This is a genomic window from Mesorhizobium sp. M0159, assembly GCF_040322295.1.
GTDB lineage: Bacteria > Pseudomonadota > Alphaproteobacteria > Rhizobiales > Rhizobiaceae > Mesorhizobium.
The window spans coordinates 174,415-193,068 of the sequence record NZ_JAMYTF010000002.1 but is presented as its reverse complement, the minus strand read 5'-3'; the positions used below and the strand labels follow the sequence as shown (position 1 = coordinate 193,068).

General features: G+C 62.4%; 17 protein-coding genes and 1 tRNA gene. 9 read left to right on the top strand and 9 right to left on the bottom strand.

Going from position 1 to position 18,654, the window contains the following annotated elements; translation table 11 throughout:
- Positions 1–12: 12 nt before the first annotated feature.
- The 4 genes from NKJ32_RS02870 to NKJ32_RS02855 all read right to left on the bottom strand — a co-directional run bounded on the left by NKJ32_RS02870 (position 13) and on the right by NKJ32_RS02855 (position 4,338).
- Positions 13–543, bottom strand: a complete 531-nt coding sequence (locus NKJ32_RS02870) for a DUF2231 domain-containing protein (RefSeq protein ID WP_023677503.1) — start codon at positions 541–543, stop codon at positions 13–15.
- Between the two features lie 154 nt (positions 544–697).
- Positions 698–1,693 (bottom strand): ABC transporter permease, encoded by a 996-nt coding sequence (locus NKJ32_RS02865; protein WP_023677502.1) that lies wholly within the window; start codon positions 1,691–1,693, stop codon positions 698–700.
- Positions 1,694–1,716: 23 nt separating this feature from the next.
- Positions 1,717–3,261: a sugar ABC transporter ATP-binding protein gene (locus NKJ32_RS02860; protein ID WP_352826804.1), complete on the bottom strand. Its 1,545-nt coding sequence runs from the start codon at positions 3,259–3,261 to the stop codon at positions 1,717–1,719.
- A gap of 114 nt (positions 3,262–3,375) precedes the next feature.
- Positions 3,376–4,338 carry a sugar-binding protein gene (locus NKJ32_RS02855; protein ID WP_352588525.1) on the bottom strand — a complete coding sequence of 321 codons (963 nt, stop codon included), beginning with the start codon at positions 4,336–4,338 and terminating at the stop codon, positions 3,376–3,378.
- Between the two features lie 606 nt (positions 4,339–4,944).
- On the opposite strand from NKJ32_RS02855, the gene NKJ32_RS02850 reads away from it, so the two are divergent.
- Positions 4,945–6,051 carry a LacI family DNA-binding transcriptional regulator gene (locus tag NKJ32_RS02850; protein ID WP_352826771.1) on the top strand — a complete coding sequence of 369 codons (1,107 nt, stop codon included), beginning with the start codon at positions 4,945–4,947 and terminating at the stop codon, positions 6,049–6,051.
- 69 nt (positions 6,052–6,120) lie between these two features.
- A complete protein-coding gene (locus tag NKJ32_RS02845) occupies positions 6,121–7,263 on the top strand; it encodes an alpha-hydroxy acid oxidase (protein WP_352724652.1) in 1,143 nt (380 codons plus the stop codon).
- A gap of 46 nt (positions 7,264–7,309) precedes the next feature.
- Here the strand turns inward: NKJ32_RS02845 and NKJ32_RS02840 are convergent, their stop codons facing one another.
- The 3 genes from NKJ32_RS02840 to NKJ32_RS02830 form a co-directional block, all read right to left on the bottom strand.
- Positions 7,310–7,624 carry an antibiotic biosynthesis monooxygenase family protein gene (locus tag NKJ32_RS02840; RefSeq protein ID WP_352697242.1) on the bottom strand — a complete coding sequence of 105 codons (315 nt, stop codon included), beginning with the start codon at positions 7,622–7,624 and terminating at the stop codon, positions 7,310–7,312.
- Positions 7,625–8,271: 647 nt separating this feature from the next.
- Positions 8,272–8,348 (bottom strand) — tRNA-Arg (locus NKJ32_RS02835).
- Between the two features lie 325 nt (positions 8,349–8,673).
- Entirely contained in the window at positions 8,674–10,161 is a 1,488-nt protein-coding gene (locus NKJ32_RS02830) for an ATP-binding protein (RefSeq protein WP_352455990.1), read from the bottom strand.
- A gap of 334 nt (positions 10,162–10,495) precedes the next feature.
- Between NKJ32_RS02830 and rpmH the strand changes: the two genes are divergently transcribed.
- The 5 genes from rpmH to yihA all read left to right on the top strand — a co-directional run bounded on the left by rpmH (position 10,496) and on the right by yihA (position 14,283).
- Complete coding sequence (gene rpmH, locus NKJ32_RS02825; protein WP_008833937.1) at positions 10,496–10,630, top strand: 50S ribosomal protein L34; 135 nt, start codon at positions 10,496–10,498, stop codon at positions 10,628–10,630.
- Positions 10,631–10,653: 23 nt separating this feature from the next.
- Complete coding sequence (gene rnpA / locus NKJ32_RS02820; protein WP_352539960.1) at positions 10,654–11,007, top strand: ribonuclease P protein component; 354 nt, start codon at positions 10,654–10,656, stop codon at positions 11,005–11,007.
- A gap of 13 nt (positions 11,008–11,020) precedes the next feature.
- Complete coding sequence (yidC, locus tag NKJ32_RS02815) at positions 11,021–12,844, top strand: membrane protein insertase YidC (protein WP_352769521.1); 1,824 nt, start codon at positions 11,021–11,023, stop codon at positions 12,842–12,844.
- Between the two features lie 144 nt (positions 12,845–12,988).
- The gene (locus tag NKJ32_RS02810) at positions 12,989–13,627 is read left to right on the top strand and encodes a CatB-related O-acetyltransferase (RefSeq protein ID WP_352452996.1); all 639 of its coding nucleotides are present in this window, start codon (positions 12,989–12,991) and stop codon (positions 13,625–13,627) included.
- Positions 13,624–14,283: a ribosome biogenesis GTP-binding protein YihA/YsxC gene (gene yihA / locus NKJ32_RS02805; RefSeq protein WP_031193748.1), complete on the top strand. Its 660-nt coding sequence runs from the start codon at positions 13,624–13,626 to the stop codon at positions 14,281–14,283. Before NKJ32_RS02810 ends, yihA begins: the two co-directional genes overlap by 4 nt.
- A 21-nt stretch (positions 14,284–14,304) precedes the next feature.
- On the opposite strand, the gene NKJ32_RS02800 is transcribed toward yihA, so the two are convergent.
- The gene (locus NKJ32_RS02800; protein WP_292655902.1) at positions 14,305–15,054 is read right to left on the bottom strand and encodes a TetR/AcrR family transcriptional regulator; all 750 of its coding nucleotides are present in this window, start codon (positions 15,052–15,054) and stop codon (positions 14,305–14,307) included.
- 143 nt (positions 15,055–15,197) lie between these two features.
- Between NKJ32_RS02800 and NKJ32_RS02795 the strand changes: the two genes are divergently transcribed.
- Together NKJ32_RS02795 and NKJ32_RS02790 are read left to right on the top strand one after the other, a co-directional pair.
- Positions 15,198–16,376 (top strand): HlyD family secretion protein, encoded by a 1,179-nt coding sequence (locus NKJ32_RS02795; RefSeq protein ID WP_352826770.1) that lies wholly within the window; start codon positions 15,198–15,200, stop codon positions 16,374–16,376.
- 67 nt (positions 16,377–16,443) lie between these two features.
- A complete protein-coding gene (locus tag NKJ32_RS02790; RefSeq protein ID WP_352826803.1) occupies positions 16,444–17,997 on the top strand; it encodes a DHA2 family efflux MFS transporter permease subunit in 1,554 nt (517 codons plus the stop codon).
- Between the two features lie 126 nt (positions 17,998–18,123).
- On the opposite strand, the gene msrB is transcribed toward NKJ32_RS02790, so the two are convergent.
- Positions 18,124–18,624, bottom strand: coding sequence for a peptide-methionine (R)-S-oxide reductase MsrB (gene msrB, locus NKJ32_RS02785; protein WP_352826769.1), 501 nt, complete (start codon positions 18,622–18,624; stop codon positions 18,124–18,126).
- Between the last annotated feature and the right edge of the window lie 30 nt (positions 18,625–18,654).

The following is an 18,654-nucleotide window of genomic DNA, read 5'->3' as shown; positions in this document are numbered from 1 at the left end:
TGGATTATGGCCTCATGCGGCGTGCCGGTCCCGACCAGCATGACGAGTATCCGTGGCAGTGGTTGTCGAAGGCTTCGCTGGCGCATCCGCTGGTGTATCCAGAACTGCAACGTGATGCCGATAGACCATCTCCCAGCCCTTCCAGCCGGTGAACAGCAGTATGCAGACCACTATGAACGACAAGAGCGCGCCCCATGGTCGGACCGCCGCTTCGGCGCCTTGAGCATAGCGAAGGTAGAAATTGATCAGTGCCACAACGACTGCGGTCAAGTTGCCCAGCATGTGGTACCAGGCGTCGGACAAGGCGCGAATGCGCGGCTCGTTGAGGAAGTCGATAAAACCGGCTGTCGCAGCGATAAGGGCCATTACTATGGCTGCCCCGATCAGCCACATCGATGCTCGTGCCCAGAAGGCATCGGCAGTCCCCCAGAAAACCAGGTCGGTGACAAACGCACCGACAAGAAACGCGACAGGAAAAGGTATCAGCATCGGGTGGAGGGGGTGAGTTCCTACTTTGGCGGTACTAACTGGATTCGTGGGCATGGAACGCCTCCGCGTAGCAAAGCTTAAATAAACGCTCAGATACGGGTTTTCGTTCCAAATAGAGACCGACCTGAACTGCTGTCGCGAAGCTCCGGTTGACTCTTTCACGCCACCTGCCATGGCAGTCGGCGTATTTCATCCAGCTATTTTTGCGTCACTCAGCGGCAGCACCCGCCACGCCCTTGCGTGTGGCTTCCAGCATCCGCCGCCGCGCCCTGAACACGCCCCATTGCTGGTCAACCAGCACGCCGATGAGGATCACCCCGCCCATGACGGCGAAGTTGAGCGAGGACGGGATGCCGAGCAGGTTGACGAGGTTCTGCAGCTCCTGCAGCAGCACCGTGCCGAGCAGGACGCCGATCAGCGAGCCTTCGCCGCCACGCAGCGAGAAGCCGCCGAGCACCGCGGCCGCGATGGCATAGAGCTCGTAGAACTGGCCGTGGCTCGCCGGCGAGATCGAGCGTGTGTACATGGCGAAATAGATAGCTGACAGCGCCGTCAGCACGCCGCAGATGACATAGGCGGCCATGACGATGCGGCCGGTGCGGATGCCGGAATATTTTGCCGCTTCCTCGTTCTTGCCGATGGCATAGAGATAGCGCCCGAACACCGACCGGTGCAGCACCACCCACATGACGACGGCGATGACGATCAGCGCGATGAAGCTGTTCGGCACGCCCCAGGACCGCCCCGCCGTCAGGAACTCGAGTTCCGGGAAGTTCTGTCCGAAGGCAAAGCCGGCGGTGCCGTCGGCGGTGTAGAAGCGCGCCACGCCGCGATAGATCAACAGGCCGCACAAAGTCACCACGAAAGGCTGCAATTTGAGCCGGGTGATCAGCCAGCCATGCGCCAGCCCGATGATGCCGCCGAGCACCAGGATCAGCGGCAGGGCGACCGGCCAGGCCATGCCGCGCGTGGCGATGAAGTCGATAAACAGCACGCCGAGCAGCGCAACCACCGAGCCGACCGACAATTCGATGCCACCGGTGATGATGACGAAGGCTTGGCCAATCGACAGGATGCCGAACAACCCGATCAGGTTCGAGGTGTTGGCGAGATTGATCGGCAGCAGGAAGCGCGGGTTGATGATCGCCACCACCGCACCGACCACCAGGATCAGGATCAGCAGGCCGAGATCTTTCTTGCTCATCGTCTTCTCCCAGTGCCTGCGAACTACTTCGGCTGCTTGCCGACCGCCAGCAGCAGCACGTTTTCCTGGCTGAACCGGTCCTTATCGAGAATGCCCGAGATCTGGCCTTCATGCATGACGGCAATGCGGTCGGAAACGCCGATCACCTCCTCCATGTCGCTGGAGATCATCAGCACGGCGACGCCGGCATCGGCCAGCGCCCGCATCAGTCCGTAGATCTCGGCCTTGGCGCCGATGTCGATACCGCGGGTCGGTTCGTCGAGAATCATCACCTTCGGCTTCATCGCCAGCCATTTGGCCAGCACGACCTTTTGCTGGTTGCCGCCCGACAGCGTACCGGTACGCGTCTGCACGGAGGGCGCCCTGATGCCGAGATCGGTCTTCTGCTTCTCGGCGGTGGCGGCCTCGGCGCTGGCCGAGACCAGCGAGCGCCGCGAATGTGCCGGCAGATTGGGCAGCGAGATGTTCTGGGCGATCGAAAGGTCGAGCAGGATGCCGGTCAGCTTGCGATCCTCGGGGACGAGGAAAATACCGTTGGCCACTGCGTCCGCGGCCGAACCAAGAACCAGATCTTTTCCGTCAAGCTGGAACGAGCGGCCAAAGCTCTTGTCGATGCCAAACAGGACGCGCGCCAGCTCCGTCCGACCGGAGCCGACGAGACCGGCGAGGCCGAGGATCTCGCCATGCCTGACATCGAGGTCGACGGGCCGGTCGGGATAGGCAGCGGTGCGAATGGCCTTGACCGACAGCGCGACAGAGCCCGGCGGGCGCGCCGATTCTGCGGCCTTCTCCCTCTCCTTCAGCATGCGGCCGATCATCAGCTTGACCATCTGGTCGTGATTGATGGCGCTCTTCGGCAAGGTTCCGGCGAGCATGCCGTCCCTGAGCACGACGACGCGGTCGGCGACGCGCTCGACCTCGTGCAGGCGGTGCGAGATGAAAATGACGCTGATGCCGTCTGCCTTCAGCGCCTTGATGACACCGAGCAGCTTGTCGGTTTCTGCGATCGGCAGGCTCGATGTCGGTTCGTCGAGGATGACCAGCCGCGCCTCGATCGACAGCGCCTTGGCGATCTCGACCATTTGCTGCTGGGCCAGCGACAGCGCCGACACCGGCGTATCGGCCGAGAAATTGGCGCCCACGCGTTTGAGCAGCGGCGCCGCCAGCGCTCGCAGCCTGGCGCGGTCGACCAGCCTGAACGGGCCGGCGCGCAGCGGTTCGCGGCCGAAGAAAATATTGGCGGCGACGTCGAGGTTCTCGAACAGGTTGAGTTCCTGGTGGACGAAGGCGATGCCCGAACCGATGCTGGCTTCGACGGTCAGACTGTCATGGGCGACGCCATCGACGGTGATGGTGCCGGTGTCCGGCCGGGTCACGCCGCCGAGGATCTTCATCAGCGTCGATTTGCCGGCGCCGTTTTCGCCGACCAGGCCGATGACCTCGCCGGGCCTGACCTCGATCGAGAACCCGTCCAGCGCGACAACGCCGGGATAAGTCTTGCGCACGCCGTCGAGGCTCAGGAACGGAGCGGCCGTGGATGCAACGATGGATGGGTCGGAATAATTCATCACGCCTGACAGCAGCCGGTGAGCCGTTTTGGCCTCAGACTGACGGGCCTTGCGAGGCGCGTCAATAGAATCGCCGGCTCAGGGCGAACCCTTGAGCCGGCGCAACTTATTCGCTCAATTTCCCGACATCGCCTTGAGGTTGGCGGCGTAGGCGTCGACATCGTCCTTGCCGATGATCTTGGTCGGCACGATGATCAGGCCATCGGCGGGAACGCCCGACTTGTCGCCCTCGAGATAGGCAGCCATCAGCTTCATGCCCTGATAGGCCCATTCGAAGGGTTGCTGCACGACGGTGGCGGCGACGGTACCTTCCTTGACGCCGCCCAGCGTGATCGGATCGTCGTCGAAGCCGACGACGGTGATCTGGCCGAGCTTGCCGGCATCGCGCAGCGCTTCATAGATGCGCGGCGTGTTGTAGGAGTAGAAGCCGACCATGCAGGTGACGTCGGGGCTGGCGACCAGCGCGTCCTCGACGTTCTTCTTGGCGCGGGCCTGATCGATGTCGTCGCCACGCACGTCGACCAATTCGATCTTGGTGCCCGCGAGGCCGTCCTTCATGCCCTGGATGCGCTCCTTGGCATTGTCGGCGCCGAGCAGGCCAACGAAGCCGAGGCACTTGCCGCCGTCGGGCATTGCCTTCTTGGCGATCTCGGCCGCCTGCTTGCCGGCATCGACATTGGACGAGCCGATATAGGCGACACGCTTGGTCTGCGGCGCGTCGCTGTCGGTGGTGAACAATGCCGTCTCCGAGGCGATCTTGTTCAGCCCGTCGGTCGACGTCTTGGGGTCCACCGCCGAAACCATGATCCCCTTCACGCCGGCCGTCACCAGATCGTCCATCAGGCGCTGCTGTATGGCGACCGAGGACTGTTCCGGATATTTGAGCTCCAGACTATAGTTGGGCAGTTCGCCTTGAGCCTTCTTGACGCCGGCTTCGGCCGCCTTCCAGAAATCGGAAGCGCCGTTGACGACGAAGGCCAGCGTCGGCTTGTCGTCGGCGCGCGCAATTGCCGTGACGGACAGGCCGAGCAGCAGGGCCGCGGCGGCGACGGACGTATTTCGTATCACAGATTTCATGTTCAACCTCCCATTTGAATCAGTCGTGTCGCTGATGTGAATTTGCGGATTGCGGCTTGGACGCCCCTCCTCCTCAAGGGTTCCGGCAGCGAAAGAACGGCGCCAATCCAGCCACGATGCAAACTCTAGACACTCGTTTGCGGTTAGTAAATAGTCCGATTTGTCTGACATTTTCGTGATTGCGCGACGCATTTACGCCGGCCCGAGAGCCGCCAGACATCGCGTCGCACGCTCGATTTGCCGCGCCCAGCATGATCCATGCCGGGCATGACAAATTGACTTTAGAACGTTGCGAGTTATTAGTAAACAGTATTAGTTTCTTGGTTGGAACGTCGCTTGCCATGAGCGGCAAGGCCTTGGCCGCCGCGTGGAGCAGAGAGACGCCAGGGGATCGAGCGGACCGTCGATGGCTTGCGCAGCGGCAGAAATCCGCGAGAAATCAAGCTTTGTGGCGAGATTGTCGTTTGCGCCGCCGTATGGCGGGCGATGGGATTCGATTGATAATAATGATAAATTTGATTTCCGTTTATAAACGCGGCATGTCGGACCGGCTTGCCGCCCGCGACGCGATCCGGTTAGACGGGCCGGGGTGGGAAACATGAAACCATGAGCGAACCGACGGATCTCAGCGATCCCGATGTCTCCAGGCGGCGCAAGCCGTCGGGGAAAAACCCCAAGGGCCGCGTTACCATGACCGACATCGCCAGGGCGGCAGGCTGTTCGCAGGCGACGGTTTCGTTCGTGCTCAACAACACGCCGGGCATCAGGCTGTCGCAGCAAACCCGAGAGCGGGTGATCGAGACGGCGCGAACGCTGGGCTATTCGCCGCCCGTGTTTTCTGCCTTGCGAGCCCCGGTTGCAGCATTCGACGGGCTGGATGGCGTGATCGGCTTCGCCGTCGACCAGTTGGCGACCAGCCCGGAGGCGGTCGTCGCCATTGAAGGGGCGCGGCAAGCCTCGTGGAACGCCGGCAATGTAGTGTTGGTGGCGCAGACCATGGGCGACGAGGTGATGGAGCCCCGGGCCATCGCGGCACTGACCAAGCGGGGCATTTCGGCACTGATCTACATGACCATTTTCACCCGCGAGATCGTCGCGCCGGACTATCTCTACGGCCTCGACATTCCGGTCATCCTGCTCAACTGCTACACCGCCGACTATGCCTTCCCCGCCGTGGTGCCGAGCGAGATCGCCGGCGGCCAGAGCTCCACCCGCCACTTGATCGGCCATGGCCACCGGCGCATCGCCACCATCACCGGCGAGCCCTGGATGCAAGCGGCGCAGGACCGGCTGAAGGGCTACCGCCGGGCGCTGGCGACGGCCGACATTCCGCTCGACCCGGCGCTGGTCGTCGAAGGCGACTGGTCGGCGAGCGCCGGCTATGCCGCGACCGTCAAGCTCTTGGCGCTGAAGGACCGGCCGACCGCGATCTTCTGCCAGAACGACCGCACCGCGATCGGCTGCTACGAGGCGCTGAAGGAGGCCGGCCTGCACATCCCCCGGGATATTTCGGTGATCGGTTATGACGACGAGGAGATCGCGCGGCATCTGTTCCCGCCGCTGACGACGTCGATCCTGCCGCATATGGCGATGGGACAATGGGCGATCGAGCAGCTCGAAGTCCCCGCTGCTCCCGGTCGTGGCCGCTATCCCATCACCAAGCTCGAATGCCCGCTGGTGGAGCGGGAGTCGGTTGGCGCTCTGGCGGGCTGAGGCGAGAGCGCCGGCGATCGACAATGGCACAGGCTTGACATCGGGCCCGGCATATACCCGATTGATTTCATGAGATTGCAAAGCTGCTACAATTTTCAGGACTTCCGCCGGCTGGCAAAACAGCGCCTGCCAGGTCCGATCTTCAATTATATCGATGGCGGCGCGGACGACGAGACGACGCTGCGGCGCAACACGGCGGCGTTCGAGGACTGCGATCTCGTCCCCAACGTCCTTGCCGGCGTCGGACAGGTCGACATGTCGGTCACCGTCATGGGCCAGAAGCTGGCGATGCCGGTCTATTGTTCGCCGACGGCTCTCCAGCGACTGTTTCACCATAGCGGCGAGCGCGCCGTCGCCGCGGCGGCGGAGAAGTTCGGCACGATGTTCGGCGTCTCGTCGCTCGGCACGGTCAGCCTGGAGGAAGTCCGCAAGCACAGGACGCCGCAGGTCTATCAGTTCTATTTCCACAGGGATCGCGGCCTGAACCGCGCCATGATGGAGCGCGCCAAGACGTCCGGCGTCGACGTGATGATGCTGACGGTCGACAGCGTCACCGGCGGAAACCGCGAGCGTGACCTGCGGACCGGCTTTTCCATCCCCTTTCGGCTTACGCTCGGCGGCATGATGCAGTTCGCGATCAAGCCGAGATGGGCTATCGACTATTTGACGCACGAAAAGTTCAGCCTGCCGCAGTTGGACGGCCATATCGATCTCGGCGGCGGCGCGCTTTCCATCAGCCGCTATTTCACCGAGATCCTCGAGCCGTCGCTGGATTGGAAGGACGTCGAAGACATGGTCCGCTTCTGGAACGGCCAGTTTTGCCTGAAGGGGATCATGAGCGTCGCCGATGCCAGAAAGGCGGTCGACATCGGCTGCACCGGTATCGTTCTGTCAAATCATGGCGGCAGACAGCTGGACGGCTCGCGCAGCCCCTTCGACCAACTGTCGGAGATTGCCGACGCGGTGGGCGACAAGATAGACGTGATCATCGACAGCGGCGTCCAGCGCGGCACGCATGTGCTGAAGGCCCTGTCGTTGGGCGCCAAGGCCGTCGGCGTCGGGCGCTACTATCTCTTCCCGCTGGCAGCCGCCGGACAGGCCGGCGTCGAACGGGCGCTCGGCCTGATGCGAACCGAGATCGAACGCGACATGCGGCTGATGGGATGCAGGTCGGTGGCAGAGCTTTCCAGGGGGAATGTGCGGTTTAGGTAATAGAGCCGGGAAGTGGCGCACGGCATAAGCTTTTCGAAGTGCGAAACTATACCGACCTGCCGCTGCTCCTGCCGTCCGTTTCGAAGACAGCCTCGCCGGAAACAGCATCCGTATATCCGCCCTCAAGCTGCTGCAACGTATGGCGGAACCGATCAAGATTGCCCAGCATTTTGTGCCTGGCATCGACCATGTGCTGAAAAGTGTCCCACTCTCCAATCGAGAAGAAGGCGCCATCTCCCGATTTGATGAGAGCCATTTTTCGCAATCCCTCGAAATTGCGCGGAGCGCTGCTGAACAGTTCGACGAATTCGTCTTCACTACCCGGCTTGACCCAGAAGCGGACGCTGTTGAATGCCGTCATGTACGTTCCCCCGTGAAAGAACTGAAAACCTCGAATATGCGAGGCCCTAACGCACCTCGAACCCTTCGAACAGGTGTACAGGAAAATCGGAAGGTTGGCTTCAGTCACCTCTGGCCGAAAGCCCCGTTTCTGGCGCTATTTTGCCAGGAAGAGGACGACGCTCGATCTCAATCGGTACGCCCTTCCGACCGGCAATGAAACGCGCTGTTAACGCCGTTCGCGGGTGACAGGATGTTGGCCGCAGTTCGAAGGTATAATCTGCGTCTCGCTGTCAGTTGCGGAGGCGAAAATGAATTTGCTTCGGATTGCGCTCTTGTGCACGGCCATGATCGACGTTGGAATGCCGGCCGTTCGCGCTGAGGATCGGCCTGTGCCGCAGAACAATAAAGCCGCAACAACGCAGCCGCCCGTTCATTGTGAAGGCCAAAATTGTCTCCCGCCGGCGAAAGATCCCGTGCAGGAATGCACTGGCCAGGATTGCACGCCAGGCCCGCCGACTGAACCGGGCCCGGAGATTAAGCAGGCCGACTGAGCAGCATTAGCTGACGATCCCCTTTTTGGCATGGATGGCGCTCAGCCCTCGCGACTTTCCGGCCACCGGTGGTAGATTCTGTTACTTATGTTCCCGGGGGTAGGCATGAGTTTATTGGCGCGCCCGAAGAGATTCGAACTCCTGACCCCCAGATTCGTAGTCTGGTGCTCTATCCAGCTGAGCTACGGGCGCGCAACAGGCCATGCTTTGCATAGCCCCGCGATCCGATCCTGGCGACCGGCCGCGAATGTGAGCTGTTCCCTAGCGACTGAATTTGCGAAAAGCAAGCCGATCCTGGCCAAAAGTTTTGCCGTCATGTTTTGCCGTCATGCGCCGGCCGGCGAAGGCAAGATCGCGTCACGCGGCGGCCGAGCCGATAGGTCGTCGTCTTGGATCAGTCATTTGCCAATCGGAACGGCCCGTAACGAAAGACGCCGTTGCACGGCGGCCGAGCCGATGGCTCGTAGCCTCGGACCAACCATTTGCGAATTGAAACGGTCCGTAACGAAACGGTTCGTTACGCCGGGCGGCGCAGTCCGTTGCGGGCCTGGTCGAGCCGGACCGGCTGGTCGGGAATGGTGACCGCGAATGTGGTGCGGCCGCCGATGCTTTCGACCAGCTCCACCGTGCCGCCATGGGCGCGGATCAATTCATGGGCGATCGCCAGGCCAAGGCCGGTGCCGCCGCTGCGGGCCGAGCCGCGGAATGCCGCGAACAGGTTTTCTCGCGCCTTTGGCGGCAGGCCGGGGCCGGTGTCGGTGACGACGATGCGGCTGACGCTGCCGATGCGCTCGGCCGATATGGTCAGGCGGCGCACCACGGCGCTCTCGGTGTCGGCCGCCATCGCCTGCACGGCGTTGCGGCTAAGATTGGTGAGCACGCGGAACAGCTGGTCGGAATCGGCGTCGACCTCGAGCACCGGATCGACGGCGTTGACGAATTCGATGCCGCATTCGATGTCGAGCAGGCCCTGGACGTCCTCGACCAGCTGGCGCAGCCGCAGCCTGCGGCGCGACGGCGGCGGCTCCTGGGTGCGGCCATAGGCCAGCACGCCCTCCGAGTAGGACACCGCACGGTCGAGCGCGCGCAGCAGTTTTGGTGCGAAGGCCTGCACGGTCGGGTCCTTGACCTGGCGCAGGCGGTCCGACATCAGTTGCGCCGAGGCGAGGATGTTGCGCATGTCGTGGTTGATCTTCGACACGGCCAGGCCGAGATCGGCCAGGTGCTTCTGCTCGGTCAGCATCTTCTGCAGCCGCTCCTGCATCTGCGACAGCTCGCGTTCGGCGACGCCGATCTCGTCGGCCCGGGCGGCGGGGTGAATGATGCGGCCGGGGTCGTCGGGCGCCTCGGAAAAGGACAGCATCGAGCGTGTCATCGTCCTGATCGGGCCGATCATGATCAGGTCTATCGCGGCGTAGACCAGCATGGCGGTGAACAGCGAGATCAGCAGCGAGACGAAGGCGACGTTGCGCGAATAGATCAGCATGGCATTGCGCAGGCGGTGGTCGGGCATGATCAGCTCGAATTCTTTGTCGCTGTCGCCGACCGGCCCGAAAACGCGCAGCATCCGCTTGCCGCCGAAAAACAGCGTGTCCAGCGCGCCGGTCATACCCTCGATCATGCCGACATTGGCGATATCGATATGCTCGTCGACCTGCGGCGGCATTTCGGCCACGACCAGAAGCCGCGAGACGCCGCCGTCGCGCACGGCGATCGCCTTGGCGCCGATCGCCATCAGTACGTCGTTCTGGGCGGCACGCGACAGCGAGGCAGGTTCGCCCTGCACTAGGACGATGGAAACCGCGGCGGCGGTGCTCAGCCTCTCCTTCAGCCAACTCAGCCTGTAGCTGGCGATCCAGGGCACGAAGATGAGGATTTCGGCCAAGAGCACGAAGACGATGGTGAGCAGCAGCAACTTGGTCGACAGGCCGCGCGCCAGCGGCACCCTGCGGGTGGCCGCCTTCGCCTGGGCGATGCTTTCGTCGGTTGCTGGGACTTCACTCATGCTCGTCGTCACGGCTGCCTGTCATCACGGCTGCTTGTCTTAGGGACTGCTCGTCTTCACGATCGCTTGATCGGGTGAGATTAGGCGATTGCGGCTTTTTTGCCAAATTCATCCTTGGTCGAAGCCGGACAAAGGGCCGCAAGACTTCGATGCCGGTCCGACAATGCCGGCCCGACACGCTGGATTGACTTCCAAAACCCTTCTTTCTATAAGCCCGCTCACGCTCGGGCCATTCGTCCCGGCGCGGTTTCGATCGCGCCTAAACCGGCCCGGCAAAGCTCCTGTTACAAAGTGACAGAATCAAGAAGGGCCGCACCCCGCGGTATTTAAACAAATGAAGCGTACTTACCAGCCGTCCAAACTCGTCCGCAAACGCAGGCACGGTTTCCGCGCCCGCATGGCCACCAAAGGTGGCCGCGGCGTCGTCGCAGCCCGCCGCAACCGCGGCCGCAAGCGTCTCAGCGCCTGAGCACCAAGCGAGAGACAAGATCGTTGCCCGCAACCGGCAAGCCAACGGGTGCCCATCCCAAGCGGCTTCTGAAGCGCGCGGAATTCCTGGCTGTCCGCCGCGGCGAAAAGCGCCGCGGGCGGCTTTTCCTCGTCGAGGTCCTGGGCCGCGGCGACAGCGAGGCGCCGCGCGTCGGCTACACCGTCACTAGGAAGGTCGGCAACGCCGTCGTTCGCAACCGCATCCGGCGGCGGCTCAGAGAGGCCGTGCGCACGCATGCCGCGGATGACATGGCGCCGGGCAATGATTATGTCATCGTCGGGCGCGAAGACGTGCTTACCACTCCGTTCGGCCAGTTGAAGGCCGAACTCTCCCGCAGATTGCGTGGAACACGATAGGCCAAGGGCTTCGATGGAAAACAACCGCAACTTCTTCATCACCATCGCACTGTCGGTGCTGATCCTGGCGCTTTGGCAATATTTCTATGTGATGCCGCGCAGCGAGATGCAGCGCGAAGCCGCCCGCATCGAAGAGCAGCGCGTGGCGGAGCAGAAGAAGGCCGCCCAAGGCACCAGTCCGGGCGCCAGCGAAACACCGGTGCAGCCCGGCGCCATTCCGAGCGCGCCTGGCGGCGAAGCCGTCACCGCGGCTAGCCGCGACCAGGCGATCGCCTCGACCAAGCGCGTCAAGATCGACACGCCGAGCCTCGAAGGCTCGATCAACCTCACCGGCGCACGTCTCGACGATCTCAAGCTCAAGCATTACAGGGAGACGGTCGACAAGACCTCGCCCGAGATCGCGTTGCTCAACCCGGCGTCCCTGCCGAACGGCTATTTCGCCGAGATTGGTTTTTCCGGCACGCCGGATGTGGGCAGGCTGCCGGGTCCCGACACCGTCTGGCAGACCGACGGCAATGCGACGCTGACACCGGCGACGCCGGTGACACTGACCTTCACCAACGACAAGGGCCTGACCTTCAAACGCACCTTCTCGGTCGACGCCCAGTATATGTTCACCGTGTCCGACACGGTCCAGAACGGCGGCTCGGCGCCCGCGACGCTGTCGAACTATGGCCGCGTCACCCGTTTCGACAAGCCGGCTATCGCCAGTACCTATGTGCTGCACGAAGGCCTGATCGGCGTTACCGGAAGCGAGGGCCTGCAGGAGTACAAATACTCCAGCGTCGAATCGGAAAGGGAATACAAGCCAGGCAAGTCGACCGACGGCTGGCTAGGCATCACCGATAAATATTGGGCGGTGACCCTGGTGCCGCCTGGCGGCGGCGAATTTCAGCCCAAATTCTCTTATTTCGAGTTCAAAAGCGGGCCCCATCCGCACAGCTACCAGTCCGATTTCCTGTCCGATCCGGTCACAATCGCTCCCGGGCAATCGACGACCGTGGAGTCGGAGATATTCGCCGGCGCCAAGGAAGTTTCGACGATCAACGCCTATGAAAAGGACCGTCATATCCGTCAGTTCGACCTCCTGATCGACTGGGGCTGGTTCTATTTCATCACCAAGCCGATGTTCTGGCTGATCGACACGCTTTACAAATTCTTCGGCAATTTCGGTCTGGCGATCCTCGCCACCACCGTCATCGTCAAGGCGCTGTTCTTCCCGCTTGCCAACAAGTCCTATGCGTCGATGGCGAACATGAAGAAGGTGCAGCCCAAGATGCTCGAGATCCGCGAGAAATACGCGGACGACAAGATGAAGCAGCAGCAGGCGATGATGGAGCTCTACAAGACCGAGAAGATCAATCCGCTCGCCGGCTGCTGGCCGGTGGCATTGCAGATCCCGGTGTTCTTCTCGCTCTACAAGGTGCTCTACATCACCATCGAAATGCGGCACGCGCCGTTCTTCGGCTGGATCCAGGATCTGGCGGCGCCGGACCCGACATCGATTTTCAACCTGTTCGGGCTGATCCCCGTTACCTTGCCGCACATGCTGATGATCGGCGTCTGGCCGCTGATCATGGGCGTGACGATGTTCCTGCAGATGCGCATGAACCCGACGCCGCCGGACCCGACGCAGGCGGCGATCTTCACGTGGATGCCCGTGATCTTCACCTTCATGATGGCGGGTTTTCCGGCCGGCCTCGTCATCTACTGGGCCTGGAACAACACGCTGTCGATCCTGCAGCAGGGCGTGATCATGAAGCGGCAAGGCGCCAAGATCGAATTGTGGGACAATCTGGTCGCGCTGTTCCGCAAGAAACCGTCGCCGGCGGAATAGCCGGCGCTCCGACGATGCGAGACCAAAAAGCCCCGGTTCGTCCGGGGCTTTTTGCACAAGCTGCCCGCCTGGATTAAGCGATTGGTACTGCCGGACGGATCGCGCTATTTTGACCTGCCTGGCAGTTGCTCGACGGAGCTCGATATGACCGGACCCAATCCATCGATCAAGCATCCGATCCCGTTGCACACACGCGTCGGCTTTCTGAAACCGCTGGTGACGGCGCCGAATATCGAGATCGGCGACTTCACCTATTATGACGACCCTGACGGACCCGACAAATTCGCCGAAAAATGCGTGCTGCATCATTATCCGTTCATCGGCGACAGGCTGGTCATCGGCAAGTTCTGCGCCATCGCCGAGGGTGCGCGCTTCATCATGAACGGCGCCAATCACGCCATGTCCGGCTTTTCGACCTATCCGTTCAACATCTTTGGTCACGGCTGGGAGGAAGGTTTCGACCCGGCGACATGGTCGAAGGAGGTGCGTGGCGACACAATCGTCGGCAACGACGTCTGGATCGGCATGGAAGCGGTGATGCTGCCGGGCGTGAAAATCGGCGACGGCGCTATCGTCGCGGCAAAGTCGGTGGTGACGCACGATGTGCCAGCCTATGCGATTGTCGCCGGTAATCCGGCCAAGGTGGTGAAGATGCGCTTCGACGACAGGACCATCCGGCGGCTGCTGGCGCTAGCGTGGTGGCACTGGCCGGTGGAAAAGATCAGCCGCAATCTCGATGCCATTCGTGGCAGCAACATTTTTCTTCTGGAGGCAGCGGTTTGAACGCGTTGAACAAGACCACGATCGGCATCGAATTGTTCACGCGAGCCTGGATCTTCATCCGCGGCGTGCCGGCGATGAAATTCCTGCCGCCGGAGGGTCCACCCGAGATCGCCTTTGCCGGCCGCTCCAATGTCGGCAAATCGTCGCTGATCAACGCGCTGGTCAACCAGAAGGGGCTGGCGCGCACCTCCAACACGCCGGGCCGGACGCAAGAGCTCAACTATTTCGTGCCTGGCGGATTTTCGGGAGAAGGCGCCGATCTGCCGCCGATGGCGCTGGTCGACATGCCAGGCTATGGCTACGCCACTGCGCCGAAGGAAAAGGTCGACGAGTGGACGAAGCTCGTCTTCGACTATCTCAAGGGCCGGGTGACGCTGAAGCGCGTCTACGTGCTGATCGATGCCCGCCACGGCATCAAGGCCAAGGACGACGAGGTGCTGTCGCTGCTCGACAAGGCGGCGGTGTCGTATCAGATCGTGCTGACCAAGACCGACAAGATCAAAGCGGCGGGGGTACCGCGGCTGATCGAGGAAACGCTCCAGAAGATCAAGAAACGCCCGGCGGCATTTCCCTTCGTGCTCGCCACGTCGTCGGAAAAGAGCGAGGGCCTCGAGGAATTGCGTGCGGCGATCGTGCTCGCCGCCAACGGCGGATAGGCAACGGACTCCGACGGCTGGTCAGGCGGGGCTGGAGGCCCGTTCCTGCTCTGCAAGCTGTTCGGTGCCGTAGGCCTTCAGGAACACATCGACGCCCGACCTGACGATGTGTTCGATCTCGGCCGCACTTGGCGCCTTGGTGCGATAGGCGAAAATGCACTGGCGGAAAAGACCGGCCAGACACAGCTCGGTGAACTGATAGGCGGCAAGCTCGACGTCGTCGATCTTCAGCAGGCCGCGTTCGATAGCCATGTTGAGGAAAACGACGACCCTGTCATGGCCACGCTTCGGGCCGCGTTCGTAGAACCGGGCACCAAGCTCCGGGATGCGTTCCGACGCGCCGATCACCGTCCGCTGCGCCAGGATGACCCTCGCCGAAGTGATCTTCATGGACAGCACGATGCCGAACTTCACCAGCGTCTGGCGAAGGTCGCCAATCTGGTCGAGCACTTCGTACATGTTCTTGAAAATCGTGCCGCGCTCTTCCTCGATCAGCGCTTCGAACAGCTCTTCCTTGTTGGCGAAGTAGACATAGATCGTGCCCTTGGACACGCCGGCCTCGCGCGTAATGTCGTTCATCGACGCGGCTTCGAAGCCCTTGTCGATGAAGACACGGCGCGCACCGTCGATGATCTGGCTGCGCTTGACCGGGTCTTGCCCCGCGGCCGGGCGGCCGCGCGGCAGACTGTCCAGCAGATCGCACTGGTCCTTGCCGGCGCTGGGCAATGGGCCTGAATCAGGCAAAGGAGCGGCCTTGGGGGCTTCGGCCATAATGTCACACCTCGTAAAATAATTCGAACCATCCGGTTCGATTGCTCTTGATATGGTCCTCTTTAAGCGCTAAGTCAACGTCGAGATCGAACCGAACGGTTCAGTCTGACAAAATTCAGCGCCAGTTAATTTAGAGAGATATCATGTCCTCGAACGCGCCCACCAGTGCCGAAGTCCGCCCCTTCCCCAGTGCCAAGGTCCAGCCTGCGATCGAAGCGCCGGAGGCCCCTCTCAAGCCCGCCGACGTCACCCCGCTGGCTCCCGCCAAGAAGAAGCGCTCAATGCGCTCGATGTTGCTGCCCATCATCGGCCTGGCCCTGCTGGGCGCCGGCGCCTGGTATGGCTATGATTACTGGACCGACGGGCGCTTCATGATCACGACCGACGACGCCTATGTCCAGGCCGACACGGCGTTCATCTCGCCAAAAATCTCGGGTTATGTCGATCAGGTCAAAGTGACCGAGAACCAGCAGGTGAAGGCCGGCGACCCGCTGCTGATCGTCGATGACGGCGACTACAAGATAGCCGTTGCCCAGGCCGAGGCGCAGATCGCCACGTTGAGCAAGACGCTCGACCGCATCGATGCCCAGACCGAGGCGGCGCGCGCCTCGCTCAAGCAGGCGCAGGCGGAGAAGACCGCCGATCAGGCCGCGGCCGATAATGCGAAGCGAGCTCAGGTTCGTGCCGCCCAGTTGCTCAAGACCCGCGTCGGTACCCAGGCCCAGTTGGACGATGCCCAGACGGCGGTCGAGCAAGCCAATGCCGCACTAGCCGGCGCCGACGCGCAGATCGCGGCGGCTCAGGCCAATATCGGCGTGCTCCAGGCGCAGCGGGCGGAATCGGCAAGCACGCTGGCCTCGCTGCAGCTTGCCCACGACAAGGCGGTGCGGGATCTGTCCTTCACCGTGCTGCGCGCACCCTATGACGGCGTGGTCGGCAACCGCTCGGTCGAGCAGGGCGACCTGATCAGCCCCGGACAGAAGCTCGCCGTCATCGTGCCAATGGACAAGCTCTACATCGTCGCCAACTTCAAGGAGACCCAGCTTGCCCGGCTGGTGCCTGGTGAAAAGGTCAGAGTGTCGGTCGACGCGATCGACGGTCAGGACATCGAGGGTACCGTGTCGTCGCTGGCCCCGGCTTCGGGAGCAGTGTTCTCGCTGCTGCCGCCGGAGAACGCCACAGGCAATTTCACCAAGGTGGTGCAGCGCGTTCCGGTTCGCATCGACGTGCCCGCGGATGTGCTGAAGACGGGCAAGCTGCGCGCCGGCCTGAGCGTCGTCGTCGCCGTCGACAGCCGCACGGCGCCTTCGGCATCGAAGTAAAGCGGAACCGGGAGCAAAGGTCATGGCGACCGCAACCCTAACTGCAGGATCGGCGCCGACGCCAGCCATGCCGGTGCCGGTTGACCACATCTCGACACGCCGCGTCATCGCCTTCCTGGCAATGGTGTTCGGCATGTTCATGGCCATCCTGGACATCCAGATCGTCTCGGCCTCGCTGGCCGAGATCCAGGCGGGCCTGAGCGCCAGTTCGGACGAGATTCCGTGGGTGCAGACGGCGTATCTGATTGCCGAGGTGGTGATGATCCCGCTGTCGGGCTTCCTCAGCCGGATGCTGTCGACGCGGGTGCTGTTCACAATCTCGGCGGCAGGTTTCACCGCGGCCAGCGCGATGGCGGCGACCGCAACCAATATCGACCAGATGATCGTCTACCGCGCCGTGCAGGGCTTCATCGGCGGCGGCATGATCCCGAGCGTCTTTGCAGCCGCCTTCACCATCTTCCCGCCGTCGCGTCGCGCCATCGTCTCGCCGATGATCGGCCTGGTAGCGACGCTGGCGCCAACCATCGGCCCGACCGTCGGCGGCTATATCAGCCATGCCATGTCCTGGCACTGGCTGTTCCTGGTCAACGTCGTGCCCGGCATTCTGGTGACGACGGCCGCCTGGTCGCTGATCGACTTCGACAAACCCAATCTCAAGCTGTTCAGCAAGTTCGACTGGTGGGGGCTTGCCGGCATGGCCGCCTTCCTCGGCTGCATGGAATATGTGCTGGAGGAAGGTCCCAACAACGACTGGCTGCAGGATCAGGCGGTGTTCATCTGCGCCGTCATCATGACCTTCGGCGCGGTGCTGTTCTTCTGGCGCGTGTTCACCGCCGAGGAGCCGATTGTCGATCTGAGGGCTTTCAGCAATATCAATTTTGCCTTCGGCTCGCTGTTCTCCTTCGTCGTCGGCATCGGCCTCTACGGTCTGACCTATCTTTATCCGGTGTTCCTGGGGCGGATCCGCGGCTACGATTCGATGATGATCGGCGAGGCGCTGTTCGTCAGCGGCCTGGCCATGTTCTTCACTGCGCCGATCTCCGGCATCCTATCGAACAAGATGGACCCGCGCATCATGATGATGATCGGCTTCTTCGGCTTCGCCACGGGGACCTGGTGGATGACGCATCTCACCGCCGACTGGGATTTCTATGAACTGCTGATCCCGCAGATCCTGCGGGGCTGCTCGATGATGCTTTGCATGGTGCCAATCAACAACATTGCGCTCGGAACCTTGCCGCCGGAGCGGCTGAAGAATGCGTCTGGCCTGTTCAACCTGACCCGCAATCTCGGCGGCGCCGTCGGCCTGGCAGTCATCAACACCGTGCTGATCGACCGCAATGCCTTCCACTACGCCAGGCTCTCCGAGCACGTGCAATGGGGAAGTGCCGCTGCGCAGCAGAAGCTGCAGAACATGACGCTCAACTTCGAGCAGACCGCCGGGCTCGACGCCTCCAAGGCGGCCATCTCCAAACTGTCAGGCATGGTCCAGCAGCAGGCGTCGCTGCTGTCGTTCATGGACGTATTCTTCATGCTGACGGTTTTGTTCGCGACGCTTGGGCTCTTCACCCTGGTGATCCGCAAGCCAGCCGCTCAGGGCGGCGGTGGCGGAGGCCATTGAGGCGCGCTGGATCCCCCGCCTGGCGCCCTCGCGCATGACCCCGAAAAGCGATTTTCGGGGTCATGCGCAAAATCAACCATTACGAAGTCCTCTCGCGCTCCGACAAAGTCAGGGTCGCAGCCGTCCTCACGTCGTCGCCGGCTTGAAGGTCAAGGCAACACCATTGATGCAGTGTCGCAACCCGGTCGGCGGCGGACCGTCGTCGAATACGTGGCCGAGATGGCCGCCGCAGCGGCGACAATGGACCTCCGTGCGGGTCATGCCCAAAGACCTGTCCACGGTCTTGCCGACGGAATTCGGGATTTCCTGCCAGAAGCTCGGCCAGCCTGTGCCGGAATCGAACTTGGTCTCTGACGAATAGACCGGCAGGCCGCAGCCGGCGCAAGCGAAGATGCCTTTGCGGTGCTCGTTGAGCAGCGGACTGGTGCCCGGGTATTCCGTGCCCTCCTTGCGCAGCACATTGAAGGCCGCGTCGGACAGGATGGCGCGCCACTCGGCTTCGGTCTTGGTAACCTCGAAAGTCTCAGCCGCGCGTGCATCCTGGGCTCCGCCCATGCGCAGCGCGGTGGCGCCTGCGACAACGCCAATGGCTGCCGCACCACTCAAAAGAAGCTCGCGACGGTTCATGGCCATTCCTCCTGTCATTGCTTGTGCCAA